The 26,883-nt window shown below is 70.7% G+C and carries 24 protein-coding genes; 18 read left to right on the top strand and 6 right to left on the bottom strand.

Translation table 11 applies throughout. From position 1 onward, the window contains the following. Window positions 1-210: 210 nt before the first annotated feature. The 13 genes from OZN99_RS00745 (at window position 211) to OZN99_RS00805 (ending at window position 12,907) form a co-directional block, all read left to right on the top strand. A complete protein-coding gene (locus tag OZN99_RS00745; RefSeq protein WP_270933244.1) occupies window positions 211-1,080 on the top strand; it encodes a polyprenyl synthetase family protein in 870 nt (289 codons plus the stop codon). Continuing rightward, window positions 1,077-2,231 (top strand): methyltransferase, encoded by a 1,155-nt coding sequence (locus tag OZN99_RS00750; RefSeq protein WP_270933245.1) that lies wholly within the window; start codon window positions 1,077-1,079, stop codon window positions 2,229-2,231. The genes OZN99_RS00745 and OZN99_RS00750 overlap by 4 nt, the downstream gene beginning before the upstream one ends. A 76-nt stretch (window positions 2,232-2,307) precedes the next feature. Further along, window positions 2,308-3,246: a chlorophyll synthesis pathway protein BchC gene (bchC, locus tag OZN99_RS00755; RefSeq protein WP_270933246.1), complete on the top strand. Its 939-nt coding sequence runs from the start codon at window positions 2,308-2,310 to the stop codon at window positions 3,244-3,246. A gap of 44 nt (window positions 3,247-3,290) precedes the next feature. Beyond that, a complete protein-coding gene (locus tag OZN99_RS00760) occupies window positions 3,291-4,262 on the top strand; it encodes a chlorophyllide a reductase iron protein subunit X (protein ID WP_270933247.1) in 972 nt (323 codons plus the stop codon). Window positions 4,263-4,265: 3 nt separating this feature from the next. After that, window positions 4,266-5,777: a chlorophyllide a reductase subunit Y gene (bchY, locus tag OZN99_RS00765; RefSeq protein WP_456299863.1), complete on the top strand. Its 1,512-nt coding sequence runs from the start codon at window positions 4,266-4,268 to the stop codon at window positions 5,775-5,777. A 2-nt stretch (window positions 5,778-5,779) separates the two neighbouring features. Further along, window positions 5,780-7,216 (top strand): chlorophyllide a reductase subunit Z, encoded by a 1,437-nt coding sequence (gene bchZ / locus OZN99_RS00770; protein ID WP_270933248.1) that lies wholly within the window; start codon window positions 5,780-5,782, stop codon window positions 7,214-7,216. A gap of 156 nt (window positions 7,217-7,372) precedes the next feature. Next, window positions 7,373-7,552 (top strand): light-harvesting protein, encoded by a 180-nt coding sequence (locus tag OZN99_RS00775; RefSeq protein ID WP_270933249.1) that lies wholly within the window; start codon window positions 7,373-7,375, stop codon window positions 7,550-7,552. A 24-nt stretch (window positions 7,553-7,576) separates the two neighbouring features. Continuing rightward, window positions 7,577-7,756, top strand: a complete 180-nt coding sequence (gene pufA / locus OZN99_RS00780; protein ID WP_270933250.1) for a light-harvesting antenna LH1, alpha subunit — start codon at window positions 7,577-7,579, stop codon at window positions 7,754-7,756. Between the two features lie 122 nt (window positions 7,757-7,878). Beyond that, window positions 7,879-8,709, top strand: a complete 831-nt coding sequence (gene pufL / locus OZN99_RS00785) for a photosynthetic reaction center subunit L (RefSeq protein ID WP_270933251.1) — start codon at window positions 7,879-7,881, stop codon at window positions 8,707-8,709. Between the two features lie 18 nt (window positions 8,710-8,727). Further along, a complete protein-coding gene (gene pufM / locus OZN99_RS00790) occupies window positions 8,728-9,717 on the top strand; it encodes a photosynthetic reaction center subunit M (RefSeq protein WP_270933252.1) in 990 nt (329 codons plus the stop codon). Then, a complete protein-coding gene (gene pufC / locus OZN99_RS00795; protein ID WP_270933253.1) occupies window positions 9,714-10,847 on the top strand; it encodes a photosynthetic reaction center cytochrome PufC in 1,134 nt (377 codons plus the stop codon). The genes pufM and pufC overlap by 4 nt, the downstream gene beginning before the upstream one ends. An 82-nt stretch (window positions 10,848-10,929) precedes the next feature. Beyond that, a complete protein-coding gene (locus OZN99_RS00800) occupies window positions 10,930-11,367 on the top strand; it encodes a YqaA family protein (RefSeq protein ID WP_270933254.1) in 438 nt (145 codons plus the stop codon). Between the two features lie 31 nt (window positions 11,368-11,398). Then, window positions 11,399-12,907 carry a phytoene desaturase gene (locus OZN99_RS00805; protein WP_270933255.1) on the top strand — a complete coding sequence of 503 codons (1,509 nt, stop codon included), beginning with the start codon at window positions 11,399-11,401 and terminating at the stop codon, window positions 12,905-12,907. A gap of 3 nt (window positions 12,908-12,910) precedes the next feature. Here OZN99_RS00805 and crtD (OZN99_RS00810) read toward each other — a convergent pair whose 3' ends face one another. Beyond that, on the bottom strand, window positions 12,911-14,440 hold the full coding sequence (gene crtD / locus OZN99_RS00810; RefSeq protein ID WP_270933256.1) for a 1-hydroxycarotenoid 3,4-desaturase CrtD: 1,530 nt from the start codon (window positions 14,438-14,440) through the stop codon (window positions 12,911-12,913). 3 nt (window positions 14,441-14,443) lie between these two features. Next, window positions 14,444-15,187, bottom strand: a complete 744-nt coding sequence (locus OZN99_RS00815; RefSeq protein WP_270933257.1) for a hypothetical protein — start codon at window positions 15,185-15,187, stop codon at window positions 14,444-14,446. Between the two features lie 110 nt (window positions 15,188-15,297). Between OZN99_RS00815 and OZN99_RS00820 the strand changes: the two genes are divergently transcribed. Next, window positions 15,298-16,716, top strand: coding sequence for a cytochrome P450 (locus tag OZN99_RS00820; protein WP_270933258.1), 1,419 nt, complete (start codon window positions 15,298-15,300; stop codon window positions 16,714-16,716). Next, on the top strand, window positions 16,713-17,915 hold the full coding sequence (locus OZN99_RS00825) for an ATP-grasp domain-containing protein (protein ID WP_270933259.1): 1,203 nt from the start codon (window positions 16,713-16,715) through the stop codon (window positions 17,913-17,915). The genes OZN99_RS00820 and OZN99_RS00825 overlap by 4 nt, the downstream gene beginning before the upstream one ends. Here the strand turns inward: OZN99_RS00825 and OZN99_RS00830 are convergent. After that, a complete protein-coding gene (locus OZN99_RS00830) occupies window positions 17,857-18,840 on the bottom strand; it encodes a carotenoid 1,2-hydratase (protein ID WP_270933260.1) in 984 nt (327 codons plus the stop codon). The two genes, OZN99_RS00825 and OZN99_RS00830, sit on opposite strands and share 59 nt — an antisense overlap. Then, window positions 18,837-20,321 carry a 1-hydroxycarotenoid 3,4-desaturase CrtD gene (crtD, locus tag OZN99_RS00835; protein ID WP_270933261.1) on the bottom strand — a complete coding sequence of 495 codons (1,485 nt, stop codon included), beginning with the start codon at window positions 20,319-20,321 and terminating at the stop codon, window positions 18,837-18,839. Before crtD (OZN99_RS00835) ends, OZN99_RS00830 begins: the two co-directional genes overlap by 4 nt. Window positions 20,322-20,600: 279 nt before the next feature. Here crtD (OZN99_RS00835) and ppsR point away from each other — a divergent pair, with 279 nt between their 5' ends. Genes ppsR through OZN99_RS00850 form a run of 3 tightly spaced genes read left to right on the top strand, consistent with a single transcriptional unit; the run spans window position 20,601 to window position 24,802 of the window. Then, window positions 20,601-21,938, top strand: coding sequence for a transcriptional regulator PpsR (gene ppsR / locus OZN99_RS00840; protein WP_270933262.1), 1,338 nt, complete (start codon window positions 20,601-20,603; stop codon window positions 21,936-21,938). Continuing rightward, window positions 21,935-24,130: a GAF domain-containing protein gene (locus OZN99_RS00845; protein WP_270933263.1), complete on the top strand. Its 2,196-nt coding sequence runs from the start codon at window positions 21,935-21,937 to the stop codon at window positions 24,128-24,130. Before ppsR ends, OZN99_RS00845 begins: the two co-directional genes overlap by 4 nt. A gap of 3 nt (window positions 24,131-24,133) precedes the next feature. Beyond that, window positions 24,134-24,802, top strand: a complete 669-nt coding sequence (locus tag OZN99_RS00850; RefSeq protein ID WP_270933264.1) for a biliverdin-producing heme oxygenase — start codon at window positions 24,134-24,136, stop codon at window positions 24,800-24,802. Here OZN99_RS00850 and OZN99_RS00855 read toward each other — a convergent pair. Then, on the bottom strand, window positions 24,760-25,962 hold the full coding sequence (locus OZN99_RS00855; protein WP_270933266.1) for a 3-hydroxybenzoate 6-monooxygenase: 1,203 nt from the start codon (window positions 25,960-25,962) through the stop codon (window positions 24,760-24,762). The genes OZN99_RS00850 and OZN99_RS00855 overlap by 43 nt on opposite strands. After that, on the bottom strand, window positions 25,959-26,883 hold a 925-nt coding region (locus OZN99_RS00860; protein ID WP_270933267.1), incomplete at its 5' end, for a Bug family tripartite tricarboxylate transporter substrate binding protein. The genes OZN99_RS00855 and OZN99_RS00860, both read right to left, overlap by 4 nt.

Here is a 26,883-nt window from a genome sequence, read left to right on the forward strand (position 1 = left end):
ATGCCTGCCGACGGCGGCCGGCGAGCCCCGCAGCATGCGACATGGCACCGGCGCGGCGAGGAGCACGCTCACAAGCGTGCGAAGGCCGGCTGCGGAAAGCCATTGACTGAGTGTCAAGAAAGACTGACAGTCATTGGCGACAGGACTGCCTGACGGTTCCTCTTGCCATGCGTCGGCGCCGATCGCGGTGGGCCGGCGCGGAGACTGCGCATGGACGTCGCCACGCGGATCGAGGCCAGCCTGGCCGATGCGGTTCTTCTGGCCGAGGCCACGGGCGCGCCACCACGCCTCGCCGCGGCAATGCGGCATGCCGTATTCCCGAAGGGCGCACGCATTCGCCCGCGGCTCACGCTCGCCGTCGCCGGGGCGTGCGGGGATGACCGTCCGGCACTGGCCTCCGCTGCAGCTGCCGCGGTGGAACTGCTGCACTGCGCCAGCCTCGTGCATGACGACATGCCGTGCTTCGACAATGCCGAGACCCGGCGCGGCAAGCCGAGCGTGCACCGGGCCTTCGGCGAGCCGCTGGCCGTGCTTGCTGGCGATGCGCTGATTATCCTGGCTTTCCAGACCCTGGCCCGCGTCGCACCCGCTGCGCCCGAGCGGCTCGGCGCCGTCCTCGCGGCCGTGGGCGACGGTGTAGGCGTGCCCTTCGGCATCGTCGCCGGCCAGGCCTGGGAATGCGAGCCGGCCGTCGATCTGTCCGAGTACCAGCGCCAGAAGACCGGCGCCCTGTTTGCCGCCGCCTGTGTTGCCGGCGCCGCGGCGGCGGGCCACGCGGAGCCCGAGGCCTGGCGCCTTCTCGGCGACCGTCTCGGGGAGGCCTATCAGGTTGCGGACGACCTCCGCGACGCCGTGGAGACCGAGGCCACGCTCGGCAAGCCGGTCGGTCGCGATGCCGCGCTCGGCCGGCCAAGTGCGGTTGCCAGCTTCGGGCTCGGCGGCGCGGTCACACGTCTGCGCAATCTGAGCGAGGCAGCCGTCGGCGCGATCCCGCACTGTCCGGGCCAGGCGGCACTTCGCGCCCTGATGTTGCAGGAAGCCCAGCGCCTGGTCCCCGGCAAGCTCGCCGCAGCGGCATGAGCGCCTCCGCCGGTCTGGAGGTGCCGGTGGCGCCGAGTCTACGGGACCGGTTCCGCGCCTGGCGGGAAGGCCTGACCGCGTCGCCGGGATTCCGGCGCTGGGCGGCCGGCTTCCCGCTGACCCGTCCCTTCGCGCGCCGCCGGGCCCGTGCGTTGTTCGATCTGTGCGCGGGCTTCGTCTATTCCCAGGTCCTGCTCGCCTGCGTCAGGCTTCGGCTGTTCGACATGCTGGAGCACGGGCCGGTGGACGAGGCGGAACTGGCCCGTCGGCTCGACCTGCCGCCAGAGGGTGCGCTGCGGCTGCTGCGTGCCGCGGCGGCGCTCGGCCTGACCATGCAGCGCGATGACCGGCGCTGGGCGCTCGGCCCCCTCGGCGCGGCCATGATCGGCAACCCCGGCATCGCGGCGATGGTCGAGCATCACGCCATGCTCTACGCGGACCTGGCGGATCCTGTCGCGCTGCTGCGCCGGCCGCGCGGCGGGAATGCGCTGTCGGGCTACTGGGCCTATGCCGGAGCGGCGGCGCCGGGCTCACTCGGCCGGGAACGGACCGGCGACTACACCGCCCTGATGGCGGCGTCCCAGCCCATGGTCGCGGAAGAGGTCATCGCCACCTACGACTTTCGCCGCCACCGCTGCCTGCTGGACATAGGCGGCGGCAGCGGTGCCTTCCTGGCGGCGGTTGCCGCCGCCGCACCCGAGCTGCGCGTGATGCTGTTCGACCTGCCGGCCGTCGCCGCGCAGGCGCGCGAACGCTTCGCGCGGTTGCGCCTGGAGGGCAGAGCCACGGCGCATGGCGGTGACTTCGCTGTCGACGCGCTGCCGGCCGGCGCGGACATCGTGTCCCTGGTCCGCGTGCTGCACGACCACGACGACGACGTGGTCATGGCGCTGCTGAGGCGCGTGCACGCTGCGCTGCCGCCTGGGGGCCGCCTGCTGGTGGCCGAGCCGATGTCCGGCACCCCCGGCGCGGAGCCGGCCGGCGACGCCTACTTCGGCTTCTACCTTCTCGCCATGGGCCGTGGCCGCCCGCGCAAGCCGGACGAGTTGCAGGCGATGGCGCGGGCAGCGGGCTTCGCCACCGCTCGCCTGCTGCCCACACGCACGCCTCTGCTGGCGCGCGTGCTGGTCGCCGATGTCGCGTCGGCCTGACGAATGAGTGTCAGTTTATCTTGACAGATTTGACTGTCAGGCTAGGGTGACGCTCTGGAGACACTTTGGAAGAACCGTGGACACTCTCGCTGTAGTCCTGGAAGCGCCTGAAAAGCTTGCACTCAGTCGCCTCGACCTCGTCGAGCCCGGCGAAGACGACGTCGTCGTCAACGTCGAGTGGAGCGGGATCAGCACGGGCACCGAACGCCTGCTGTTCACCGGTCGCATGCCGCCCTTCCCGGGCATGGGGTATCCGCTGGTTCCGGGATACGAATCGGTGGGCCGCATCGCGTCGGCAGGACCGAATGCGAAGCGGCGCGTTGGTGAACGCGTCTTTGTCCCCGGCGCGCGCTGCTTCGGGCCGGTGCGCGGCCTGTTTGGCGGTGCAGCGCGTCGGCTCGTCGTCACCGCAGCCAAGGCCATTCCGATCGACGAGTCGCTCGGCGCGGACGGCGTGCTGCTTGCGCTGGCTGCCACCGCGCAGCACGCGATCGCACCCGGCGCGATGCCGCCGGACCTCATCATCGGCCACGGCGTACTCGGGCGCCTCATCGCCCGGATCGTCGTCGCAATGGGGGCTCCGGCGCCCGTCGTGTGGGAACTGAACCCGGAGCGTGCCGAGGGCGGGCGCGGCTACCAGGTGCTGTCGCCGGACGCCGATTCGCGTCGCGACTATCGATGCATCTGCGATGTCAGCGGCGATTCGAACCTGCTCGATACCCTGGTGCAGCGCCTCGCACCCGGCGGTGAAATCGTCCTGGCCGGCTTCTACAGCGCCCCGCTCTCCTTCGCCTTTCCGCCTGCCTTCATGCGCGAGGCGCGGATCCGCATCGCCGCCGAATGGCGCGAACCCGACCTCGCCGTCGTGCGCGCCTTGATCGCAGAGGGACGCCTGCCGCTGGACGGCCTCGTCACGCATCAGCGCGACTTCGCTTCTGCCCCGGAGGCCTACCGGACCGCCTTCGAAGATCCGGGATGTCTCAAGATGGTTCTCGACTGGAGGGACTGCCAATGAATGCGCCCGCCGGATTCCAGCCGAACCGAGATCCGCAAGCGAGCATGACCGAGCAACTGCGGCAGGAAGCCGCGGAAGGCCCGGATCCCGTGCCCAGCGATCCGCCGAAGAAGCAGACGCAGATCATCGCGATCTACGGCAAGGGCGGCATCGGCAAGTCGTTCACGCTCGCCAATCTCAGCTACATGATGGCGCAGCAGGGCAAGCGCGTGCTTCTCATTGGCTGCGATCCGAAGAGCGACACGACGAGCCTGCTCTTCGGGGGCAAGGCCTGCCCGACGATCATCGAGACGAGCTCGAAGAAGAAGGCGGCCGGCGAGCCGGTAGTCATCGGCGACGTCTGCTTCAAGCGCGACGGTGTCTTCGCGATGGAGCTCGGCGGGCCGGAAGTGGGCCGCGGCTGTGGCGGCCGCGGCATCATCCATGGCTTCGAGCTGCTCGAGAAGCTGGGCTTCCACGAGTGGGACTTCGACTTCGTCCTGCTCGACTTCCTGGGTGACGTGGTCTGCGGCGGCTTCGGCCTCCCGATCGCGCGCGACATGTGCCAGAAGGTCATCATCGTCGGCTCGAACGACCTGCAGTCGCTCTACGTCGCCAACAACGTCTGCTCGGCGGTGGAGTATTTCCGCAAGCTCGGCGGCAATGTCGGCGTCGCCGGCCTGGTGGTGAACAAGGACGACGGCACCGGAGAGGCGCACGCCTTCGCGCAGTCCGTCGGCATCCCCGTGCTCGCCGCGATCCCCGCGAACGAGGATATCCGGCGCAAGAGCGCGAATTACGAGATCGTCGGCCGGCCCGACGGGGAATGGGGGCCGCTGTTCCAGGCCCTGGGCGTCCAGGTGGCCGAGGCGCCGCCGCTTCGCCCGACGCCGCTGACCCAGGAAGGCCTGCTCGGTCTGTTCAAGGGCGATGTGGTCGGCCGCAACGTGGTGCTGCAGCCTGCCTCACAGGAGGACATGCGCGCCGCCGGCGTGGTCGCGAAGCCGTCCCTCGAAGTGGTCTACGAGGGCGCCTGAGCCGTGGACACGCTTCCTCCCTCCAGCGCGCCGCCTGTCGAAGGCTCCGGCTGCCATGGCGGCCGGGAGACGATGGAGTCCGCGGCACGCGCTGCCGGCAAGAGCGAGACGATGGACCGCCTCGCCAAGGACTATCCGCGCGGACCGCACGACCAGCCGCAAAGCATGTGTCCGGCCTTCGGGTCCTTGCGTGTCGGCCTGCGCATGCGGCGCGTGGCGACGATCCTCTCGGGCAGCGCCTGCTGCGTCTATGGCCTGACCTTCACCAGCCACTTCTACGGGGCCCGGCGCAGCGTGGGCTACGTGCCCTTCAACTCCGAGACGCTGGTGACGGGCAAGCTGTTCGAGGACATCCGCGACGCCGTGCATGCGACGGCGAAGCCGGAGGAGTACGACGCCGTCATCGTGACCAATCTCTGCGTGCCGACCGCCTCCGGAGTGCCGCTCGAACTGCTGCCGAAGGTTATCGACGGCGTGCGGATCATCGGCATCGACGTGCCTGGCTTTGGCGTGCCGACCCACGCAGAGGCGAAGGACGTGCTGTCCGGCGCGATGCTGCGCTACGCGCGGCTGGAAGCCGAGGCCGGTCCGGTCGCCCGCCCCCGCAACCTGGTGGAAGGCGAGCGCACCATCGCCCTGATCGGCGAGCTTTTCCCCGCCGATCCGATGGGCATCGGCGCGCTGCTGGCACCGATGGGTCTCGGCCTCGCGCCGCAGACGCCGGCGCGGGAATGGCGCGATCTCTATGCCGCGCTGGATGCGGTGGCGGTCGCCGCTGTGCACCCCTTCTACACCGCGTCCATCCGGGAATTCCGCGCGGCGGGCAGGCCGATCGTGGGCTCGGGCCCCGTCGGCGTCGAAGGCACCGCCGCCTGGCTGGAGGCGATCGCCAAGGCCGCTGACGTGCCGGCGGCAATGTTGGACGCCGCCAAGGCGCGCATGCTGCCCGCGATCAAGGGCGCGATGGCCGCGGCCCCGATCAAGGCGCGCATCACCGTCTCGGGCTATGAGGGCAGCGAGCTGCTGGTGGCGCGGCTGCTGAGCGAGGCCGGCGCCGAGATCCCCTATGTCGGCACCGCCTGCCCGCGCACCGAATGGTCTGACCCCGACCGCGAATGGCTCGAGGCGCGCGGGACGCATGTGCAATACCGCGCGAGCCTCGAGAACGACGTCCACGCCATGCTGGACGCGAAGCCCGACCTGGCGCTCGGCACCACGCCGCTGGTCCAGAAGGCGAAGGAGCTCGGCATCCCCGCGCTCTACTTCACCAACATGGTGAGCGCGCGGCCGCTCTTCGGGCCGGCGGGCGCGGGCTCCATGGCCGGCATCGTCGCCGCGCAGACCGGCGGGCGCGAACGCTTCGCGCGGATGGTCTCCTTCTTCGAGGGCGTCGGCACGCCGGATGGCGCGGGCTACGGCTTCACGCAGAAGCCGCAGGATCCGCCCGGCTTCCGCGACCGCCAGCGCAAGCGGCGGGCCGCGCAGGCCAAGGCCGAAGAAGCGGTGGGGACCTGAGCATGCTCGTCCTCGATCATGATCGCGCTGGCGGCTACTGGGGAGCGATCTATGCCTTCTCGGCGATCCGCGGTCTGCGCGTGGTGATCGACGGGCCCGTGGGCTGCGAGAATCTGCCGGTCACGGCGGTGCTCCACTATACGGACGCGTTGCCGCCGCACGAGCTGCCGATTGTGGTGACAGGCCTCGACGAGGACTCGCTCTCCCAGAACGGCACCGAGCCCAACCTCAAGCGCGCCGCAGCGACTCAGGATCCGGACCTGCCGGCGGTGGTCGTCACGGGCTCGATCGCCGAGATGATCGGTGGCGGTGTCACGCCGCAAGGCAGCAACCTGCAGCGCTTCATCTGCCGCACCATTGACGAGGACCAGTGGCAGGCCGCCGACCGGGCCATCATGTGGCTCTGGAACGAGTTTGGTGCACGGGGCCGGAAGGTGCGTGCGAAGAACCCGAAGCTGGGCACCAGGCCGCGAGTCAACATCATCGGGCCGATCTACGGTACCTTCAACATGCCCTCCGATCTCGCGGAGATCCGGCGCCTGGTCGAAGGCATCGGTTGCGAGGTGAACCTGGTCTTTCCGCTCGGCAGCCATGTCGAGGATATCGCCAGGCTGCCGGATGCCGACGTCAACATCTGCATGTATCGCGAGTTCGGCCGCAAGCTGTGCGAGGAGCTGGACCGGCCGTGGCTGCGGGCGCCGATCGGGCTGTTCGCGACGACGAACTTCCTGCGCAAGCTCGGCGAGCTGACGGGCCTCGACCCCGAGCCCTTCATCGAGCGCGAGAAACATACGACCATAAAGCCGCTGTGGGATCTCTGGCGCAGTGTCACGCAGGACTTCTTCGCCAGCGCGTCCTTCGCCGTCGTCGCGACCGAGACCTATGCCCGCGGCCTGCAGCGCTTCCTCGGTGAGGAGATGGGCGTGCCCTGCGCCTTCGCCTTCGCGCGCAAGGCAGGCGAGAAGCCCGACAACGAAGCCGTTCGGCAAGCGATGAAGGCATCCCCGCCGCTGGTGTTGTTCGGCAGCTACAACGAGAGGATGTATGCCGCCGAGCTGCGCAGCCGGGCCATTTACATCCCTGCAAGTTTTCCGGGCGCGATCATCCGTCGTGCCACCGGCACCCCCTTCATGGGCTACGCGGGCGCAACCTACGTCGTGCAGGAATACTGCAACGCGCTGTTCGATGCGCTGTTCCATATCCTGCCGCTCGGCACCGACCTCGACCGTGTCGAAGCGACGCCGGCGCGCACGCCGGAGCCCTGGGACGACGAGGCCGTCAGGATCCTCGACGAGCGCGTGGAGGCGGAGCCGTTTCTGCTCCGCATCTCCGCCGCGAAACGCCTGCGCGAGCAGGTGGAGAAGGCAGCACGCACTGCTGGGGAGCAGCGCGTCACAGCGGACCGTGTCGCACGCACGCTTGCGGAGAGCGTCGCATGAGCCCCGGTTCCCCAGCGATCCCGCGCTTCGGCTCGGACCGGCGGATTCCGCCGTGCCGGACGGGGCGTGGGTCAGCCATGGCGGTTCGCCGCCTGGCAACCCGGCCGCGCGGGATCTGCGCGGTAACGGCCGCAAGGCCAATAGGAGGCTCGATGGATGGCCGAAGGTTCGCGAACCGGCCTGACTGAGGGCGAAGCGCGGGAGATCCACCGCCTGTTGATCCAGGGGTGGGCCTTCTCTGTCTTCGCTTCGATGGGCGCCCACATCCTGGTGTGGCTGTGGCGTCCGCTTGTCTACGCGGGCCAGACGGTGCCGCCGGACTGGCGCTTCTTCTGAAACCGGACGAAGGAGAGCAAGTCCATGCACAAGATCTGGATGGTGGTTGATCCGCGACGGTCGCTGTTCCTGGCGATGATCGCGGTCATCGCGGTGGCGACGATCCTGCACTTCGTCGTCATGAGCTCGCCCCGCTACTGCGACCACTGGGGCTGGTGCGCGACGTCCGCCACCTTCACGCCGGGTCAGCCCGTCGGAAGGTAGCGGCAGTCGCCGATGTCGCTCCGCGGCAGTGGGCGAGGCAAGCACAGCGGGCCTCGCCCGCTGTCGGGGACGACAAGTGGGTTAGGCAGGTCGTTGCCTGGCCAGGATGGGAGTCTCAATCCATGGCAATGCTGACCTTTGAACAGAAATACCGGGTCCGCGGCGGGACGCTGGTGGGTGGCGACCTTTTCGACTTCTGGATCGGGCCGTTCTGGATCGGCTTCTTCGGGGTCACCACCGCGTTCTTCACCGTCGTTGGCGTCGCGCTGATCTGCATGGGCGCGGCCATCCAGGGCACGTGGAACCCCTGGCTCATCAACATCCCGCCGCCCGATCTGGCCTACGGCCTGCGCTTGGCGCCCATGCGCGAAGGCGGGCTGTGGCAGTGGATCACGTTCTGCGCCATCGGCGCCTTCGTGTCCTGGGCGCTCCGCCAGGCGGAGATCTCGCGCAAGCTCGGCATGGGCTACCACATTCCCGTCGCCTACAGCGTCGCGGTCTTCGCCTATGTCACGCTCGTCGTGATCCGCCCGCTGCTGATGGGCGCATGGGGTCACGGCTTCCCGTACGGGATCTGGAGCCACCTCGATTGGGTGTCGAACGTCGGCTACCAGCACCTGCACTTCCACTACAACCCGGCGCACATGCTGGCGATCACCTTCTTCTTCACCACGGTGCTCGCGCTCGGGATGCATGGCGGCCTCGTTCTGTCGGCGGCCAACCCGCCGCGTGGCGAGGTCATGAAGGCCGCCGAGCATGAGAACGCCTACTTCCGTGACCTGATCGGCTACTCGATCGGCACCTTGGGCATTCATCGCCTGGGGCTGTTCCTGGCGCTGTCGGCAGGTTTCTGGAGCGCCGTGTGCATCGTGATCAGCGGCCCGTTCTGGACGCGCGGCTGGCCCGAGTGGTGGGGCTGGTGGCTCAACCTGCCCATCTGGCCGCACCGCTAGGCCGAAGGGGGAAGACACATGACTGCCTTCGTCGTCTACCAGAACATCTTCACCCGGATCCAGGTGCGGCCGCCAGCACCCTATGCCGGCGTGGAACTGCCGCCCGAGGACCTGAAGCGCGAAGGACAGGGCGGCTTCGTCCACCTGTTCGGTCGCCTCGGTGACGCACAGGTGGGGCCGATCTACCTCGGCATGCTCGGCGTGCTGTCGATCTTCTTCGGCACGCTGGCCTTCGTGATCATCGGCCTGAACATGCTGGCCTCCGTCCAGTGGGACATCATCCAGTTCGTGCGCCAGCTCTTCTGGCTCGCGCTGGAACCGCCTTCGGCGAAGTACGGCCTGAAGTTCCCGCCAATGCGCGAGGGCGGCTGGTGGCTCGTCACCGGCTTCTTCCTGACGATCTCGATCCTGCTGTGGTGGGCACGCACCTACCGCCGCGCCCGCGCCCTCGGGATGGGCACCCATGTCGCCTGGGCCTTTGCCGCCGCCATCTGGCTCTACCTGGTGCTGGGCTTCTTCCGGCCGCTCGCGATGGGCAGCTGGAGCGAGGCGGTGCCCTTCGGCATCTTCCCGCACCTGGACTGGACCGCGGCGTTCTCCATCCGCTACGGGAACCTCTTCTACAACCCGTTCCACGCGCTCTCGATCGTCTTCCTCTATGGCTCGACGCTGCTCTTCGCGATGCATGGCGCCACGATCCTGGCGCTGGGCCGCTACGGCGGGGAGCGTGAGCTCGAGCTGATCGCTGATCGCGGCACTGCAGCGGAGCGTGGTGCCCTCTTCTGGCGCTGGTGCATGGGCTTCAACGCCAGCTTCGAGAGCATCCATCGCTGGGCGTGGTGGTTCGCGGTGCTCTGCCCGCTGACCGGCGGCATCGGCATCCTGCTGACTGGCACGGTGGTGGACAATTGGTACCTCTGGGCTGTGGAGCGCCACTTCGCGCCCGCTTATCCGCAACTCTGGGCGCCGGTCGCCGACCCGGCCCTGGTGCAAGGAGCGCCGCGATGAGGCCTCTCAAGCTCAACTGGACTGCGCAGGCGGCGATCGTCATCGCCGGCCTGCTGGTCCTCCTGCTCGTCATCACGAGCTTCGAGCGTCCGCCTGTCCGGTCCAGCCAGAACGGCTTCCGCGGCACGGCCATGGAGCAGGTGCAGAATCCCCGCACGCTGCGCCAGGTGGTGGCGCGCAACGCGGTGCCCGAGGCTCAGCCGGCGGCGGACCCGCCGACCGACGACTCCGACAAGGCTTCGGCCGTTTACCAGAACGTCCAGGTGCTTGGGGAGCTGAGCAACGCCCAGTTCCTGCGCATCATGGTGGCGATGACGGAGTGGGTGGTGCCGCAGCATGTCCGGGACGCGGGCAATGGCTGCAACTACTGCCACAACCCCGAGAACATGGCCTCCGACGAGGTGTACACGAAGGGCGTCACCCGCCGGATGCTCCAGATGACGCGCACCATCAATGCGGACTGGAGCAGCCACGTCGCCCAGACCGGCGTCACCTGCTACACCTGCCATCGTGGCCAGCCGGTGCCGGCCAATGTGTGGTCCACCATCACCGACAACCGTGCGGGGATGGTCGGGCCGACGGGGCAGAACCGGGCGACAGCGACGATCAACTACAGCTCGCTGCCCTTCGATCCGTTCACCCCGTTCCTCCTGGGTGACCAGGACATCCGCAACATCAGCACCACCTGGCACCCGCGGCAGAACAGCGACGACGTGCGGATCGCGGAGTGGACCTACTCCCTGATGATCCACATGTCGCAGGGTCTCGGCGTCAACTGCACATTCTGCCACAACAGCCGCGCCTTCGCGAGCTGGGAGCAGAGCCCGCCCCAGCGCCTGACCGCCTGGCACGGCATCCGCATGGCGCGGGCCGTCAACAACGAGTATGTCCAGCCGCTGACCCCTGTCTTCCAGGCGAACAGACTGGGCCACCCCGAGGCGCCGCACCCGCTTCGCGTCGGCCCGAACGGCGACGCGCTGAAGGTGAATTGCGCGACCTGCCACCAGGGAGTGAACCGCCCGCTCCTCGGTGCGCCGATGCTGCGTGACTATCCGGAGCTGAACCAGGTGAGCCGCGGCCCGCTGCGCACCTCCGAGGTGGCTCCGGTCTCCGAGGCGCAACGCAACTAGGCAGCGCCTCGAGCCATGACGCGCGCGCGGCCGGTACGCCCTTGCACGGGGCTGCCGGCCGCGGCATGTCCGGGCCCTGAGCATGACCGACCTCTATGCCTACGCAGCACTGTTCGCGGTGGCGCTTGGCGCCGCATCCATCCTGCCGCTGCAGTCGGAACCGGTGCTCGTCGGATTGCTGCTGCTGGGGGAGCAGCCCGTGTGGGCGCTGGTGGCGGTCGCGAGCGTCGGCAATACGCTCGGTTCCTGCCTCAACTGGCTGCTGGGCCGCTGGATCGAGCATTACCGCGACCGCCGCTGGTTCCCGGTGCCGCCCGACAAGCTTCGGAAGGCGGAGGGATGGTACCACCGCTGGGGCAAGTGGTCGCTGCTGCTGAGCTGGGCGCCGATCGTCGGCGACCCGTTGACTGTCATTGCCGGCGTGCTGCGCGAGCCCTTCGGGACCTTCGTGCTGCTGGTCGCCATCGCGAAGACCGGTCGCTACGTGGTTCTGGCGCTCGCCACGCTCGGCCTGTCCTAGGCGGCGCCCTTCGCGCGCCGGAGGGAGCGCCATGCTGGATTCGATGAGCGATCCGCGACCGCATGCGGTGGTGATCGGGGCCGGATTCGGCGGGCTCGCCGCCGCGGTGCGGCTCGGCGCCCGCGGCTGGCGCGTGACAGTGCTGGAGAAGCTCGATGCGCCGGGCGGCCGCGCCTATGTGTTCCGGCAGGACGGGTTCACCTTCGACGCCGGCCCCACGATCATCACGGCGCCGTACCTGCTGGAAGAGCTTTGGACCCTCTGCGGCCGGCGTATGGCGGACGACGTGCAGTTGCGCGCGATGGACCCATTCTACCGCATACGGTTCGACGACGGGACCACGATGGCCTGCAGCGCGGACCCCGAGGCGACCCGCGCCGAAGTCGCGCGCATAGCGCCCGAGGATCTGCCGGGCTTCGAGCGCTTCATGCGCGACAGCGAGGCCATCTACCGCGTCGCCTTCGGCGAGCTTGCGGACAGATCCTTCCACAGCTTTGGCACCCTGCTGCGTGCGGCGCCGGACATGGTCCGCCTGCAAGGCTACCGGACCGTCTTCGGCAAGGTTGGCGATTACTTCCGCAACGAGAAGCTGCGCATCGCCTTCAGCTTCCATCCGCTGCTGATCGGCGGGAATCCGATGACGACCACCGCCTATTACTGCCTGATCGCCCATCTGGAGCGCATGCATGGCGTGCACTACGCCATGGGCGGCATGGGGGCACTGGTCGACGGAATCGCCAACCTGATCGGCGATCTCTCCGGCCATATCCGCTGCAACGCCGAGGTGGAGGAGATCCTGGTGGAGAACGGCCGCGCCGCGGGCGTGCGCCTGGCCTCCGGCGAACGGCTCCGGGCGGACATCGTGGTGTCCAATGCCGACGTCGGCTGGACCTATTCGAAGCTCCTGGCGCGCCATCCACGCCGGCGCTGGACCGACCGGAAGGTTGCGAGAGCACGCTACTCGATGAGCCTTTTCGTCTGGTATTTCGGAACCAGCCGACGCTTCGACGACGTCTACCACCACACCATGGTGCTCGGCCCGCGCTACGAGGGCCTGCTGCATGACATCTTCACCCGCAAGCACCTGGCCGACGACTTCTCGCTCTACCTGCATCGCCCCACGATGACGGATCCATCGCTGGCGCCACCGGGCTGCGATGCCTTCTATGTGCTGTCGCCCGTGCCGCATCTCGGGAGCGGCGTGGATTGGGCGAGCCGGGCGGAGCCCTACCGGGCCGCGATCCAGCAGCGCCTGGAGCAGACGGTGATGCCTGGCCTGGGCGATTGCATCGCGACGTCGCGCATCATCACGCCGCAGGATTTCCGCGACCGCCTGCTCTCGATCAACGGCGCCGCCTTCTCGCTGGAGCCGCAGCTGTTCCAGAGCGCCTGGTTCCGGCCGCACAACCGGAGCGAGGAAGTGGAAGGACTCTACCTCGTCGGGGCCGGGACGCATCCCGGCGCCGGCGTGCCGGGCGTGATCAGTTCTGCCCGCATCCTGGACCAGTTGGTGCCGGAAAGGGTTGCCTACCGCCGATAGGCGTCAGGCGGGCGCGGGCAGGGCGATCGACCGGCGAATGCCGCCGGCCAGGTCCTCCACCACGCGCGCCGCGGCCAGACGGCCCGACATCGCCGCCATGGGGATGCCAGGTCCCGGATGGACCGATCCGCCTGCGCAGACGAGGCCAGGCAGGCGGCTCGCTCCGCCGGGGCGCGCGAAGGTGCCCGTCGCGCCATGGCCGGCGCGGCCATACAGTGCCCCGCCGCTGGCCGGGAACAATGCGTCGAAGCCGGTTGGCGTTGTCGGGGTCGCCGAGTCCGCCGGCAAGGCAAGCTCCAGCCCGCACGCGCGCAACAGCGCCAGCGTGCGCTCGGCCAGCTCCGGCAGGTCTGGGGCCAGATCGCGCCGGTCGCCGTCGGGCGGCGCGTTGATCAGCAGCAGCAATCGCTCCGCCGCACCTTCGTGGACCTCCCCCGTGCCACGGTCCTGTGCGCACACGTACACGGTCGGGGCGGCGCAGATCGCCCGTCGCCGGAACACCGCGTCGAACTCCTCGGCGTAGTCCTCGGCGAAGAAGACGTTGTGGTGCGCCAGCGGGAAGCCGGAGGTCGGCACATGCGCGCACCAGGTGACCGCCGACAGCGAGCGCGCAGCGTCGGGCGTATCCGGCGCGGCACCGCGCGCGCCGTCGCCCAGCATGCCCCGGGCCAGGGCCGCGACGTCGCCGTTGAACACCACGGCCTCGGCCGCGAGGCATTCGCCGTCCGCCAGGCGGACGCCTGCCGCACGCCCGTTCTCGACGAGGACCTCCGCCACATGCGCGCCGAAGCGAAAGCGCGCGCCCTGGCGTTCGGCCAGCCCCTGCAGCGCCTGCGCCACGCGCACCATACCCCCGCGCACCAGCCACACGCCGTCCTGCTCGACATGCGCCACCAGCATCAGCGTTGCCGGCGCCAGGAAGGGCGAGCAGCCGGTATAGGTGGCGTAGCGCCCGAACAGCTGGCGCAGGCGTGGCTCGTGGAAGTGCTGGCCGAGCGCCCCCCAGAGCGTCCGCCAGGGCGTGGTGCGCCACAGCGCATCCAGCCGGCCCCAACCGACACGGTTCACCAGGTCCAGCGGCGAGGGCCGCTCGGCTGCGATGAAGGAACCTACAAGCGTGCGGTGGATGTCGGCGCTGCGGGCGCAGAACTCGAGATAGCCGCGCGCCTCCGCGGCCCCCGCGAAGTCGCCGATCGCCTCGGCGGAGCGGGCGATGTCGGCAAACAGGTCCAGCCGGCCGCCCTGGCGCCAGGCGTGCCGGGCCAGGATGTCCGCCTCCACCAGATCGAGCGCATCCTCGATCCGCTCGCCCGCATCGGCGAACAGCCCCTCGAAGATCCAGCGCATGGTGAAGACCGTCGGGCCGGCATCCACGCCGCGCAGCTGACGCATCTTGCCGCCGGCCGCCGCCGCACGTTCCAGCACGAGCACCTCGGCGCCGCGCCGCGCCAGATCCGCCGCGGCCGCCAGTCCGCCGACGCCGGCGCCAATGACGATCACGCGGCCGCGGCGACGCCCCGTGCCGCCATCCATGGCTCAGGCCGCCTGGGCGACTGTGCTGCGCCGCTGGCGGGCGGCCCGGTCGATCGCCAGCCGGTGCCAGATGATGATGGTCAGCCCGACCGCCAACGGGATGGCCCACATGACGGGATGCAGCGCCAGTTCGGGAAGCACGCGCACCGAGCCGAACGCCATGAAGGCGGTGTAGACCGAGATGCCCGCGCCGACGAGCGCCTTCACATGCTCCTTCAGCCAGTCCTCGCGGCTCGGATGCTCCTTGGCCAGGAAGACCAGGTTGGTCACGCCTGTCGCCACGCCGACCACCGCCAGGCCGATCAGCAGCTTCTCGCCCATCATCCAGCCCTGGGCCGCGCAATTGATGGAGGCGCCGATCACCACCCACTGCCACGCATACATCGCGCGCGTCCGGTTCAGTTCCTGCCGGCTGCGGTTGCGCACCAGCATCCAGCCGTACCAGGTCAGGTTGATGGTCAGCGTCGCCGCACACAGCATCAGATGGCCGAAGAAGCCGCGCACGAACACCTCGTCGAAGCGCCCGACCAGCTGTGGATGCGTCCCCATCGGGTCATAGAGCGAGAGCAGGCTCATCGCCAACGCGAAGCTGCCGGTGCAGAGCAGCGCGAGGGTGAAGACCTGGCCCCATCGGCGGTGGTTGGTACCACCCTTCCTGCCGATCACCGGAACCCAGAAGGCGATCGCCCCCGTGGCGCCCGAGATGATGTGGGCGATCACCAGGGTATGGAAAACCAGCAACTCCATCGCAGGTCCCCTGCGGCCAGAAGTGACAATGCCACTTGACACTTCGGGCTGTAAAGCGGCGCAATCGTAGAGCTGGAAGGCCGATCGACAGGCGGTTTGGACAGGACGTCATGACCGACGCGCCGACGATGGAGGAAGTGGCCCACAGCGCGACGGCCGGGGGCTGGGTGCCCTTCGTCCCGCCCTACACGCCGCCCTGGCCGGCGCTCCCTTCGCTCGTGCGCGCCATGCTGCGCGGCGATGGCGACCTGCTCTCGCTGCTGCCGGTAGAGGCCTACCACATGAAGATCGGGCCGCTCGGCTACTCGCGCAGGTCCATCGTGGTGGTGAACGAGCCGGCGATGGTGCGCCACGTTCTGGCGGACCCGGAGGGCATCTTTCCGAAATCGGATCTGATGGTGCACGCGCTGGAGCCGCTGATCGGCGACAGCATCTTCGTCTCCTCCGGCGCCACCTGGAAGCGCCAGCGGGAGATGATCGACCCGGCGCTGTCGCTGATGCGGGTGAACCGCGCCTTTCCGGCCATGCAGGCTGGTGTCGCCGGTGCGGAGGCCGAGTACGACGCCCATGCGCGCGACGGTACGCCCTTCAGCCTCGACCTCGCCATGAGCCACCTGACGGCCGACATCATCTGCCGCACCGTCTTCACCACGACGCTGGCGACGAAGACTGCGCATGACGTCTTCGACGCCTTCACCGAGTTCGAGCGCCGCGTGGCGCAGGTCGAGATCCGCCGGCTGATCTGGGACAAGGCCTGGACCAAGGCGCCGCAGAAGGCGCCGGTGCTGGAAGCCTGCGCCGTCATCCGCGCCCGCATCGGCGAACTGCTCGACACGCATCTCGCGGCCGGCGCCAGCTTCGACGACATCGCCCAGCAGGTGATCGAGGCGCGCGACCACCTGGGCGGCAAGGCCTTCACGCGGGAGGAGTTGATCGACCAGCTCGGCGTGCTGTTCCTGGCCGGGCACGAAACCTCCGCCAGCGCCCTGACCTGGGTCTTCGCCATCCTCGCCACCCAGCCCGCGCTGGTCGCCCGCCTCCGGGCCGAGGTCGAGGAGGTGACCGGCGGCGGCCCGATCGAGTTCCACCACATCAAGCGCCTGACGCTGACGCGCAACATCTTCCGCGAGACGCTGCGCCTCTACCCCCCCATCACCTTCCTGCCGCGCGTCGCCAACCAGGCGACGTCGCTGGACGGCTACCGGCTCAAGAAGGGCGCGCTGGTGATGGTCGCGCCCTGGGTGCTGCACCGCCACCGGCTCTACTGGAAGGACCCGAACCGCTTCGATCCCGACCGCTTCCTGCCGGACCGGGAAGGCGAGATCACCTCAGGCGCCTACATCCCCTTCGGCATCGGCCCGCGCATCTGCGCGGGCGCCGCCTTCGCCACCATCGAGGCGACGCTGCTGATCGCCCGCCTGTTCCGGCGCTACGACTGGGCGCTGGCCGCGCCGGACCGGATCCGCCCCGCCGCGCGCCTCACCACCCGCCCTGTCGAGCAGGTCATGTGCACCGTCACCCCTGCATGACCGGCACCGTCCTGGTCACGCTCGGGCGCCTGCCCAAGGGGCTCGACATCTGCCGCAGCTTCGCCGCGTTCGGCTGGCGCGTGGTGGTGGCGGAGCCGCATGCGCGCCATCTCTGCGGCGCATCCAACAGCGTCACGCGCAGCGTCCGCATGCCGCCGCCGGCCGAGGGCAAGCGCGCCTATCTGCAGCTTCTCGCCGAGGCCGTGCGAAAGCACGGCGCCGATCTCGTCGTGCCGGTCTCGGAGGAGGCGATGCATGTCGCCTTCCTGCCACACGTTCTGCCGGACACGCCCGTGCTTGCGATGCCGCCCGGCCTCATGCTGGCGCTGCACCACAAGGGCCGCTTCGTGGAGATTGCGCGCGAGGCCGGGCTCGCCGTGCCGGAGACGCATCCGCTCGGCAGCGACGATGCGGCCGCGATGGCGCGTGCCGGCTGTGTCGTGGTGAAGCCCGCGCATTCCGCCGCCGGCCGCGGCGTGAAGGTCCTGGCGCCGGGTGAGCCGCTGCCCGCCCCCGATGCCGCTGCGCCCGCCGTGGTCCAGCGTTTCCTGCCGGGGGCGGAGTTCAGTTCCTGCACCCTTGCGCGGGAGGGCCGCGTGCTCGGCACCGTGATCTATCGCGGTGTCCAGTTCGCGGGCTCCGTCGCCTGCGCCTTCGAGCGGATCGACCATCCGCAGGCCGAGGCCTGGATCGCGCGGATCGTCGAGAAGCTGGGCTGGACCGGCTTCATCTCCTTCGACATGCGCGAGGATGCCGAGGGCCTCATCCACGCCATCGAATGCAATCCCCGCACGACCAGTGGCCTGCACTTCTTCGAGACGGCCGACATCGCCCCGGCCATCCTCGGCGTGCGCGACACGCTGCGCCATCGCGAGGCGACCCGGCTGCAGCAATTCTGGTCCTGCCTGACGGAGACGCAGCTCTCGGCTTTCCGCGGCGAGCGCGCCGCGCTCGGCCATCTGCGCAACCTGCTGCGCACCCGCGACGTCACCTGGTCCGCGCGCGATCCCCTGCCGCTGCTGACCATGCCCGTCACCGCCTGGCCCATCATGCGCGAAGCGGCCCGCAAGCGCGTGCCCTTCGGCGAAGTCGCGACGCTGGATGTCGGCTGGTTCGAAGGCGAGGCGAAGCCGGCCGGTCCTACCGCAGCGGCCGCGGCACCCGCCACGGCAGCATCGCGAACATCAGCGGCGACCTGAACCGATCGAGCGACAGGCTCTCATGCACGGCCGCCGCGTCTCGGCCGAGCAGGCGCGTGTGGATCTCCGAGCGCGAATAGAAAGGAGCGTCGGTCAGCGTGCGCGTCACCCGCGCCGGCCCTTCCGCCCGCGTCGGTCGGCGCAGCCGCCACAGCGTCCGGGGCAACTCGAATTCCGGCGGCGGCGCGAAATCGGTCAGCGCACTGTCATCCGTTGCCCGCAGCGCCAGCGAGATCTCGGACCCGTCCCGACGCTGCGCGTTGTAGAGGATCGCCGTGGCATCCGGCAGCGCCGCGCGGCACCAATCCCAGCCCCGGAAATCCTGCTCCAGCGGCGCCGCGCCGGCATTGGTGTCGAAATAGGCCGCGCCCGACCAGCGCAGCGTCGGGCTCTCCAACTCCACCTCCACCCGCGACCGCGGTGCGATCGGCTGCCATTCGTGCCGGCCATGCGTATCCAGCGTGAAGCGCCTGGTGGACAGCGCCGCCGGATGCAGCCGCACAGTGCCGCGCAGGCGGGATGGGATCGGCGCCGTCACCTCCTCGATGTTCACCGTCAGCGTGGTGCCGTCCCAGGACAGCGCGCTCGGGCCGATCGCAAGATGGTCGGCGTCGCGGCGCAGCGCGTGGCGGCGCCGGTCGGTCATCGCCCAGCGCGAGGGCGTGCCGTAGAGCACGACGTTGAGGCAGCAATGGTCGTGCGGATCGCCGCCGGTGCCGCCCTCCGCCAGACGGGCCAGCGCATACCAGGGCGAGAACACCGTGCCGATGAAGGCGATGATGGTGATGCCGTGCTTCCCGTCATCAGACAGCGCGTCGAGATACCACCAGCAATAGCCGCGCCGGCCCACCGGCCGGTCGAAGGCCCAGGCGCGTGGCCCGGTGACCACCGGTCCCACGGTCTTGTCGTGCAGCACGTCGCTCATCCGCGATCCTCGATCACCCGCGCGGCCGCCAGCCGGCCGGAGATGGCGGCCATCGCCACCCCGGCACCGGGATGCGTACCGCCGCCGACCAGGTAGAGCCCTGGCAGCTTCGTGCGCGCCCCCGGGCGGCTGAACGCGGCTTGCCAGCCATGCACCGCCGGGCCGTAGAGCGCGCCGCCGTTGCCCGGGAACAGCCGCTCGAACTCCGCCGGCGTGGTGACCACCTCGGCCTCCGGCCGGCGCTGCACCGGGACGCCGGCGCGGCGCAGCCGGTCGAAGGCCGTGGTCGCGCAGCGCTCCACGGCCTCCCCGGGCAGCGGCCGCAGGTCGGCGCGCGCCGGCGCGTTCACCATGGCCAGCAGGCGTTCCGGGCCATCCGGCGCTGCTGCGCCCTCCGCCCGGTCCTGCGCCCAGAGCGTCACGGTCGGCGTGGTCGGCAGCCGTCCTCGATAGGCGATCTCGGCGTATTCGGCGGTCGGATCGTCGGGATGCACTACCGTCTGCATCGCCGGCGCGCCGCCGTCGACGGCTGCGCGCATCGCCCAGGTGATGGCGGAGAAGGATCGGCGCTCCGGCGGCAGCCGATCCACTGCGCCGGATGCCGCACGCCCGAAGCGTCCGGCGCCCAGCGCCGCCGGATCTGCGTTCAGCACGACGGCCGCCGCCGGCACCGTCTCGCCATCGGCCAGCCGCACGCCGCTGGCGCGCCCGCCGTCCACCAGGATCTCGCGCACCTCCGCCTCGTAGCGGAAGGCGGCTCCGCGCGCCCGGGCCACGTCCGCCAGCGCCTCGGCCAGGCGGATCATGCCGCCCTGGACCGCCCAGAGGCCCTGCAGCTCTACATGCGCCACCAGCATGAGCGTGGCCGGCGCCTGCAGCGGCGAACTGCCGACATAGGTCGCGACCCGGGCGAAGACCTGGCGCAGCCGCGGTTGCGGGAAATGGTCGCCCAGCGCGTCCCAGAGCGTGCTGAAAGGCGAGGCACCGAGCAGCCCGCGCAGCCCGGATTGGGCGGCCAGCGCGAGCGCGCCGGGGCGTTGCGCGCGCAGGAAGGGGGCCTCCAGTGCGTCATGGATACGCTTTGCCCGGTCGCGGAAAGCCCGGTAGCCGCGCGCTGCGGCAGCGCCGGCGAAGTCGCCGACCGCCGCTTCCGCCGCCGCGGGCTCCACCGGCAGGTCCAGGCGCGCGCCGTCCACCCAGGCGTGCCGACCGAGGCTCGCCTGCCGCGTCAGCTGCAGCCTGTCCGCGAGGCTGTCGCCGGCCTGCGCGAAGATCTCCTCGAAGACCGGGCGCAGGGTGAGCAACGCCGGGCCGGCGCCGACCGGCACGCCATCCACCATCACGTCGCGGATCTTGCCGCCGGGCCGGGCCGCGCGTTCCAGCACCAGCACCTCCCGCCCGCTGGCGGCCAGCAGCGCGGACGCGACCAGCCCGCCGATCCCGGCGCCGATCACCACGACGACCTGGCTTCGCGCGCCCATGCCGACACTCAAGGTAGCGACATGCGATGTGTCAAGTCAGGCTGACAGTCGGGAGCAGGGCTCCAGCCCCGATCCGTGCCTTTTCGCTTACACGATCCCGCGTTTACCTACGAAATGAGACGATGCAGCCGTCATCCGGCATTGACGGCAGCCCCGTCTCACTACACATGACAGCTCTGGAAGGCCACGCAAGCTGTCATGATCCGGCTGCGGTTAGACCGCTCGGACCACGTCGCTTCGGGCTAAGGATTCGGGACGAGTCGCATGAACCGAGTTGCGATGACCCAGCCTGACGTCACCCTGGTCCTCGACTGGGATGGCATCATCCGCGACGCATCGGTCGCCTCCTCGATCGCCAAGGAAGGCCTGGAGGGCTGGGTCGGGCGGCACTGGACCGAGACGGTGGGGGACCTTGCCGGCGATCAGGTCCGCCGCATGGTGGAGGATGCCCGGGATCGCGGCGTCTCCGCCTTCCTGCAGGTCACTCAGCGCTTCCCCTCCGGCCTCGAACTGCCGATCGAGTACACAACGGTCCGGCTCGGCGGTCAGGCGGGGCTGATCGCCGTCGGCAAGAGCCTGCAGGCGGTCCAGGAGCTGCAGACCCGCCTGGTCGCCGCGCAACAGGCCCGCGAGCAGGACTACTGGAAGCTGCGCGAGATCGAGATGCGCTCGCGCCTGCTGTTCGACGCCTCCTCGGAGGCGGTGCTCGTCATCTCCGCCGCCGACCTCCGCATCATCGAGGCGAACCCGGCGGCCATCCGCGAGCTCGGCCTCGCCCCCGGCTGGGACTTCGCGCAGGAAGTCGCGCCGCGCGACCGCAACGCCTTCCGCGAATTGCTGGCCCGGGCCCGCGAGCACGGCCGCACGCCGGGCGTGCTGCTGCACCTTGGCGCTGGCGGCACGCCCTGGCTGCTCCGCGTCTCGCTCATGGCGCGGGAGCCGGAGCCGGTCTTCCTCATCCAGCTCGCGCCGGCCACGCCGGAACCCGGGCGCGGCCTCCCGCGCGCCGTGCCGCCCCGCACGGACGAGTTGCTGGAAGGGCTGCCGGACGCCTTCGTCGTGGCCGATGCCGATGGCCGCGTGCGGCGCGCGAACCGGGCCTTCCTGGACCTGGTCCAGTGCGCGACGGAGGCGTTGGTGCTGGGCGAGCCTCTGGGCCGCTGGCTGGCCACGCCCGGCAAGGACGCCGCGGTGCTGCTGCGCACCCTGCGCGAGCATGGCGAGGTCCGCCTGTTCCCCACTGTCCTGACCGGAATGCTGGGCACTGAGGCGGAAGTCGAGATCTCCGGCACGGCCAGCAGCAGCGGCGGGCCGCTGGCGATGGGCCTGCTGATCCGCGACATCGGCCGCCGGGCGCGGGCCGAGGATGGCAGCGACGAGCTGCGCGCCGCGATCGGCGAGGTCCTGCGCGAGATGGGACGCCTGCCTTTGCCGGTGCTGGTACGCAACACCTCCGCCGTGGTGGAGCGCGCCTGCATCGAGCAGGCCCTGCGCGAGGCCGGCGGCAACCGGACCGCCGCGGCCGATGCGCTCGGCCTCAGCCGGCAGAGCCTCTACGCCAAGCTCGAACGCTACGGGCTGCACGAAGCCCGTGACGAGGAGGCGTTGGACGGATGAGCGAGGCCGGGCCCGCCTCCTCCTCGGCGGCGCCCTCCTTCGCGGAGGCCGACCTCAGCAACTGCGAGCGCGAGCGGATCCACCTGCCGGGGTCGATCCAGCCGCATGGCGCCCTGCTCGTGGTGCGCGAGCCGGACCATGTCGTGGTGCAGGCCAGCGCGAATGCTGGCGCCATCCTGGGCCTGCCGGCCGTGCTCGGGCGCAAGCTGCGCGACCTCGGCGGCGATCTGGCGCCCGCCATCCTGCCCCTGACCCTGGAGCCGCTGGATGGCGTGCCCGTGCCGCTGCGCGTGCGCGCCGGCGCGGCGGCAGCGGAGTTCGACGCGCTGCTGCACCGCACGCCCGGCGGCGGGCTGGTGGTGGAACTGGAGCCGGCCCAGCCGCAGCCCGATATCGCCCAGCGCGTGGATGCCGCACTGCAGGCCTTCCTCTCCTGCTACGCCCTGCGCCAGCTCTGCGAGGAGGCGGCACGGGTCTTCCGCGACGTCAGCGGCCATGACCGCGTGATGGTCTACCGCTTCGCGGAGGAAGGGCACGGCGAGGTCTTCGCCGAGCAGCGGCGCCCCGACCTCGAACCTTATCTCGGCAACCGCTACCCGGCGTCCGACGTCCCGCAGGTCGCCCGCCGTCTCTACGAACGCAACCGCCTGCGCGTCGTGGCGGATGCGGATTACGTGCCGGTGCCGCTGGAACCAAGGCTGAACCCGCTGACCGGCGCCGAGCTCGACATGTCGCTCTGCATGCTGCGCAGCGTGTCGCCGATGCATGTGCAGTACCTCAAGAACATGGGCGTGGCCGGCACCCTGGTGTGCTCCGTGATGGTCGGCGGCCGGCTCTGGGGCCTCGTCGCCTGTCACCACGACACGCCGCGCCGCCCGCCCTTTGCCGTCCGCGCCGCCTGCGACTTGCTGGCCGAGGCGCTCGGCACCCGCATCGCCGCGCTCGAATCCTTCGTCCAGGCACAGGCCGAGCTCTCGGTGCGCCGCCTGGAACAGCGCCTGGTCGAGGCGATCTCGCGCGAGGGCGACTGGCGCGCCGCGCTGGTGGACAGCCCCGCGACGCTGCTGCAGCCGCTCGGCGCCACCGGCGCCGCCCTGTTTTTCGAGGGCACGGTCCAGACCGTGGGCGAGGTGCCCGGCACCTCCGCCCTGCGCGAACTCGGCGCCTGGCTCGAGACCCGGCCGCGCGAGCCCGTCTTTGCCACCCAGTCCGTGCGCGAGGTGGCGCCGGCGCTTGCCGCCATCACGCCGGTCGCGGCCGGGGTGCTGGCCGTGCCGATCTCCGCCTCGCCCGGCGAGTATCTCGTCTGGTTCCGGCCGGAGGTGCAGCGCACCCTGGTCTGGGGCGGCGACCCGAACAAGCCGATGGAAGTGAGCGGCGGCGAGCGCATCCTGACGCCGCGGCGGTCCTTCGCGAAGTGGCACCAGCTGGTCGAGGGCTGCTCCGAGGCGTGGTCGCCGAAGGACCTCGCCACCGCGCGGCTGATCTGCGATTCGGTCAGCGACGTGGTGATCCAGTTCCGCTCCGTGCGGCTGCTGATCGCGGAGGACCAACTGGCGCAGGTGCGCCGGCAGGTCGCGGCCTCCGAGCAGCCGGTGCTGATCTGCGACGCGCGCGGTGCGATCGGCCTCGCCAACGAGGCCTTCGACCGGCTGCTGCCGGCGCTGCGCGGCGCCCGCCCCCGGCGCATCGACGACCTGGCGCCTTTCTTCGCCAACCCCGCCGAGGTGCGCCGCCGCCTGCACGACCTGGTCGAGAACCGCCAGTCCTGGAGCGGCGAGGTCCGGCTGGCGGATGACGAGGCCTCCGGCAGGCCGATGCTGGTCCGTGCGGACCCGGTCTTCTCCACCCCGGACCGCATCCTCGGCTTCGTCGTGCTGTTCAACGACCTGGCCGAGCGCAAGGCGGCGGATGCCGCGCGGAAGCGCTTCCAGGACGTGATCGCGGAGAGCCACCGCACGCGCGCCGGCTGGCTCGACCGGCACGCCGATCTGGTGTTCCAGGCCATCCTCGCCTCCCTGGTCGAGAACGCCCAGCTTGCCGCGCTGGAGATCGCGGAGGGCGTCGACGTCTCCCGCATGCCCGCCATGCTGGAGAGCGTGCGCGCCTCCGTCGCCCGCACCACGGAGATGCTGGAGATGCTCGCCCGGCAGCTCGGCACGGCGAAGCCCCCGAACTGGGACGACGGCTGATCCATGCCGGCGGTGGGCGCAGCGGATTGCAGCGCCCGGTCGGCGCTGCGAGCGGCGACCGAGGCGGCGCATCTCCGTCTGCACGCCATTCCCGATTTCGAGGCCCTGGCCGAGGGCCGCATCACGCGTGCTGGCTACGTCGCCTTGCTGCGGCGCCTGCTGGGCTTCCACGTCGCGCTGGAAGCCCGCCTCGCGGAAGCGCCGCCGCTTGATCGCTTTGGGCTGGACGTTGCCGCGCGCCGCCGCGCGCCCCTGCTGCGCGCTGACCTCGCCTGGTTCGGCGCAGCCGCCGAGGGGCCGATGGCCCCGCTGCCGTGCTACGCGACCGCCGCCGCCGCGCTTGGGGCGCTCTATGTGGCGGAGGGCTCGACTCTCGGCGGGCGGCACCTCGCGCGCGGGCTGGATGCGCTCCTGCTGCCAGGGCCGGAGGGACGGCGGTTCCTGATGGGCCATGGGGCGCGGCACGGCGAGATGTGGCGCGCCTGCTGCGCCGCCATCGAGCTGTGCGGCGCCGAGCCCGGCGCGCGCGCTGCGATGATCCGCGCTGCCCTGGAGACGTTCGCCGCCTTCGAGGCCTGGTTCGCGTCTCCCTCTCCTGCGTCAGCGGGGCAGGGCCGGTGTGGGGGCTTTCACCCGATCGCCCCGTCCGGCTCCACCCCGCTGCCGCCATAGAGCCAGGCCAGCACATCGCGCCATTCCGCCTGGGACTTGGCGCGCATCACCGCGTTGCGCAGCGCGGCATGCGCGCCGGCGGGATGGTACACATGCTCGCCGATGGCGCGCGACTGCAGCTGCACGCGCGCGGTGCGCAACGCCCGCTGCCGGTTGTAGGCGGGCAGGGCGCGCGCGACGTCGCCCTGGTGCGCCTCCAGCATGTGCGCCAGGCACACCGCATCCTCCATCGCCATGCAGGCGCCCTGCGCCATGTACTGCAGCATCGGATGCGCGGCATCGCCCAACAGCGCCACCCTTCCGTCCACCCAGCCCTCCACCGGCTCCCGGTCGCACAGCACCCACAGCCGCCAGTCGCGGCCGTGGCGGATGATGGACTGCGCGATCGGGTGCACGTGGTGGAAGCCGGCGAACACCTCGGCCTCCTCCACCGGCTTGCCCGCCACGGGCTCCGGTGCGTCGTTGTGGTAGGTGACGACCAGGTTGAAGGTCTTCCAGCCCTGCAGCGGGTAATGGACGATGTGGCATTTCGGTCCCGCCCACAGCGTCGCCGCGTTCCAGCGAAGGTTTTCCGGCATGTGCTCGGTCGGGATCACGCTGCGGTAGGTCGTGTGGCCCGAGACGCGCGGCCGGCCGTCGCCCACCACCTGCCGCCGCACGTTGGACCACAGCCCGTCCGCGCCGATCAGCGCGCATCCCTGCAGCCGCTCGCCATCCGCCAGGAAGGCGGTGACGGCGCCGCCGTCCTGCTCGTAGCGCACGACCTCCGCGCTGGTGCGCAGCGCGACCTTCGGATGCTCCCGGCAGGCCTTCAGGAACACGCCGTGCAGGTCGCCGCGGTGGATCACTGCATAAGGATTGCGGAACCGGGCGCGGAAGTCGTCGCCCAGGTCGATGTGGCAGATCTCCTCGGCGGTCAGCGCGTCCATCAGGCGCAGCCGGTCCACGTAGATCGCCATGGCGCGCGCGGTGTCGCCCACGCCGAGCCAGTCGAAGGCGTGGAAGGCGTTGGGGCCGAGCTGGATGCCGGCGCCGACCTCGCCCAGCTGCGCCGCCTTCTCCAGCACCTGCACGGCGAAGCCCTTGTTCGCCAGGCCGAGGGCGGCAGCGAGCCCGCCGATGCCGCCGCCGGCGATCAGGATCGGAAGCGGGGTGCTCATTCGGGCCGGATGTCCGCCTCGTCCGCGATCCGCCCGTTCTTCGCGTTCTCCTCCGCCAGGAAGGCGGCGAAGGTCGCTGGCGTGTCGGTCGCGAAGGCATCGGCGCCGGCCTCGGCCAGCCGGCGGACGATGTCGGGCTCCCGCCCGATCTCGCGCAGCGTCGCCGCGGTCTGGTCCGCGATCGCGGCGGGCAGGCCGCGCGGGCCCCAGACGGCATACCACAGCGTGAAGTGCAGCCCGGGCAGCCCGGCCTCGTCCACCGTCGGCACGTCCGGCATCGCCGGGCTGCGCGTGGCGGAGGTCACCGCGAAGGCGCGCAGGCGGCCGCCCTGCACCAGCGGCTGCGCCGAGAGCAGCGGCGCCACCATCAGCGCGACATTCCCGGCCACCACGTCGTTGATCGCCGGCGCCGTGCCGCGATAGTGCGCCACCACGGCCTGGGCCGCACCGGCGCGACGCTTGAGCCCTTCCGCCGCCAGGTGCGCCATCGACCCCGCGCCGGAGGAGGACAGCGTGTAGTGGCGCGGGTCGCGCCGCATCTGCTCGGCCAGTTCGGCCAGGGTCCGCGCGCGCGACGCCTCGGGATGGCCGACGATGAGCAGCGGCGCGGTGGCGACGCGGCCGATGCCGACGAAGTCCGCCATCGGGTCGTAGGTCAGCCCCCGCACCACCCGGCTGCCCATCAGGTGGATGTCCGCGTTGATCAGGAAGGTGGATCCGTCCGGCGCGGCGCGTGACACCTCGGCGGCGCCGATCGTGTTGTTGCCGCCCGCGCGGTTCTCCACCACCCAGTTCTGCCCGCTGCGCGCCGAGAGACGGGGCGCGTAGAGGCGGCCGATGAGGTCGATCGCCCCGCCGGGCGCGGCCGGGACGACGAGGCGCACCGCGCGCCCCTGCGCCCGCGCGGCCGGGGCGGCGAGC

The organism is Falsiroseomonas oryzae (genome assembly GCF_027856955.1).
GTDB lineage: Bacteria > Pseudomonadota > Alphaproteobacteria > Acetobacterales > Acetobacteraceae > Falsiroseomonas > Falsiroseomonas oryzae.

Excerpts from the sequence above, each read along its gene's own strand:
- OZN99_RS00745 (WP_270933244.1), top strand. The coding sequence starts at position 211 with ATGGACGTCGCCACGCGGATCGAGGCCAGCCTGGCCGATGCGGTTCTT.
- OZN99_RS00750 (WP_270933245.1), top strand. The coding sequence starts at position 1,077 with ATGAGCGCCTCCGCCGGTCTGGAGGTGCCGGTGGCGCCGAGTCTACGG.
- OZN99_RS00760 (WP_270933247.1), top strand. The coding sequence starts at position 3,291 with ATGACCGAGCAACTGCGGCAGGAAGCCGCGGAAGGCCCGGATCCCGTG.
- bchZ (WP_270933248.1), top strand. The coding sequence starts at position 5,780 with ATGCTCGTCCTCGATCATGATCGCGCTGGCGGCTACTGGGGAGCGATC.
- OZN99_RS00775 (WP_270933249.1), top strand. The coding sequence starts at position 7,373 with ATGGCCGAAGGTTCGCGAACCGGCCTGACTGAGGGCGAAGCGCGGGAG.
- pufA (WP_270933250.1), top strand. The coding sequence starts at position 7,577 with ATGCACAAGATCTGGATGGTGGTTGATCCGCGACGGTCGCTGTTCCTG.
- pufL (WP_270933251.1), top strand. The coding sequence starts at position 7,879 with ATGGCAATGCTGACCTTTGAACAGAAATACCGGGTCCGCGGCGGGACG.
- pufM (WP_270933252.1), top strand. The coding sequence starts at position 8,728 with ATGACTGCCTTCGTCGTCTACCAGAACATCTTCACCCGGATCCAGGTG.
- pufC (WP_270933253.1), top strand. The coding sequence starts at position 9,714 with ATGAGGCCTCTCAAGCTCAACTGGACTGCGCAGGCGGCGATCGTCATC.
- OZN99_RS00800 (WP_270933254.1), top strand. The coding sequence starts at position 10,930 with ATGACCGACCTCTATGCCTACGCAGCACTGTTCGCGGTGGCGCTTGGC.
- OZN99_RS00805 (WP_270933255.1), top strand. The coding sequence starts at position 11,399 with ATGCTGGATTCGATGAGCGATCCGCGACCGCATGCGGTGGTGATCGGG.
- crtD (WP_270933256.1), bottom strand. The coding sequence starts at position 14,440 with ATGGATGGCGGCACGGGGCGTCGCCGCGGCCGCGTGATCGTCATTGGC.
- OZN99_RS00815 (WP_270933257.1), bottom strand. The coding sequence starts at position 15,187 with ATGGAGTTGCTGGTTTTCCATACCCTGGTGATCGCCCACATCATCTCG.
- OZN99_RS00820 (WP_270933258.1), top strand. The coding sequence starts at position 15,298 with ATGACCGACGCGCCGACGATGGAGGAAGTGGCCCACAGCGCGACGGCC.
- OZN99_RS00825 (WP_270933259.1), top strand. The coding sequence starts at position 16,713 with ATGACCGGCACCGTCCTGGTCACGCTCGGGCGCCTGCCCAAGGGGCTC.
- OZN99_RS00830 (WP_270933260.1), bottom strand. The coding sequence starts at position 18,840 with ATGAGCGACGTGCTGCACGACAAGACCGTGGGACCGGTGGTCACCGGG.
- crtD (WP_270933261.1), bottom strand. The coding sequence starts at position 20,321 with ATGGGCGCGCGAAGCCAGGTCGTCGTGGTGATCGGCGCCGGGATCGGC.
- ppsR (WP_270933262.1), top strand. The coding sequence starts at position 20,601 with ATGACCCAGCCTGACGTCACCCTGGTCCTCGACTGGGATGGCATCATC.
- OZN99_RS00845 (WP_270933263.1), top strand. The coding sequence starts at position 21,935 with ATGAGCGAGGCCGGGCCCGCCTCCTCCTCGGCGGCGCCCTCCTTCGCG.
- OZN99_RS00850 (WP_270933264.1), top strand. The coding sequence starts at position 24,134 with ATGCCGGCGGTGGGCGCAGCGGATTGCAGCGCCCGGTCGGCGCTGCGA.
- OZN99_RS00855 (WP_270933266.1), bottom strand. The coding sequence starts at position 25,962 with ATGAGCACCCCGCTTCCGATCCTGATCGCCGGCGGCGGCATCGGCGGG.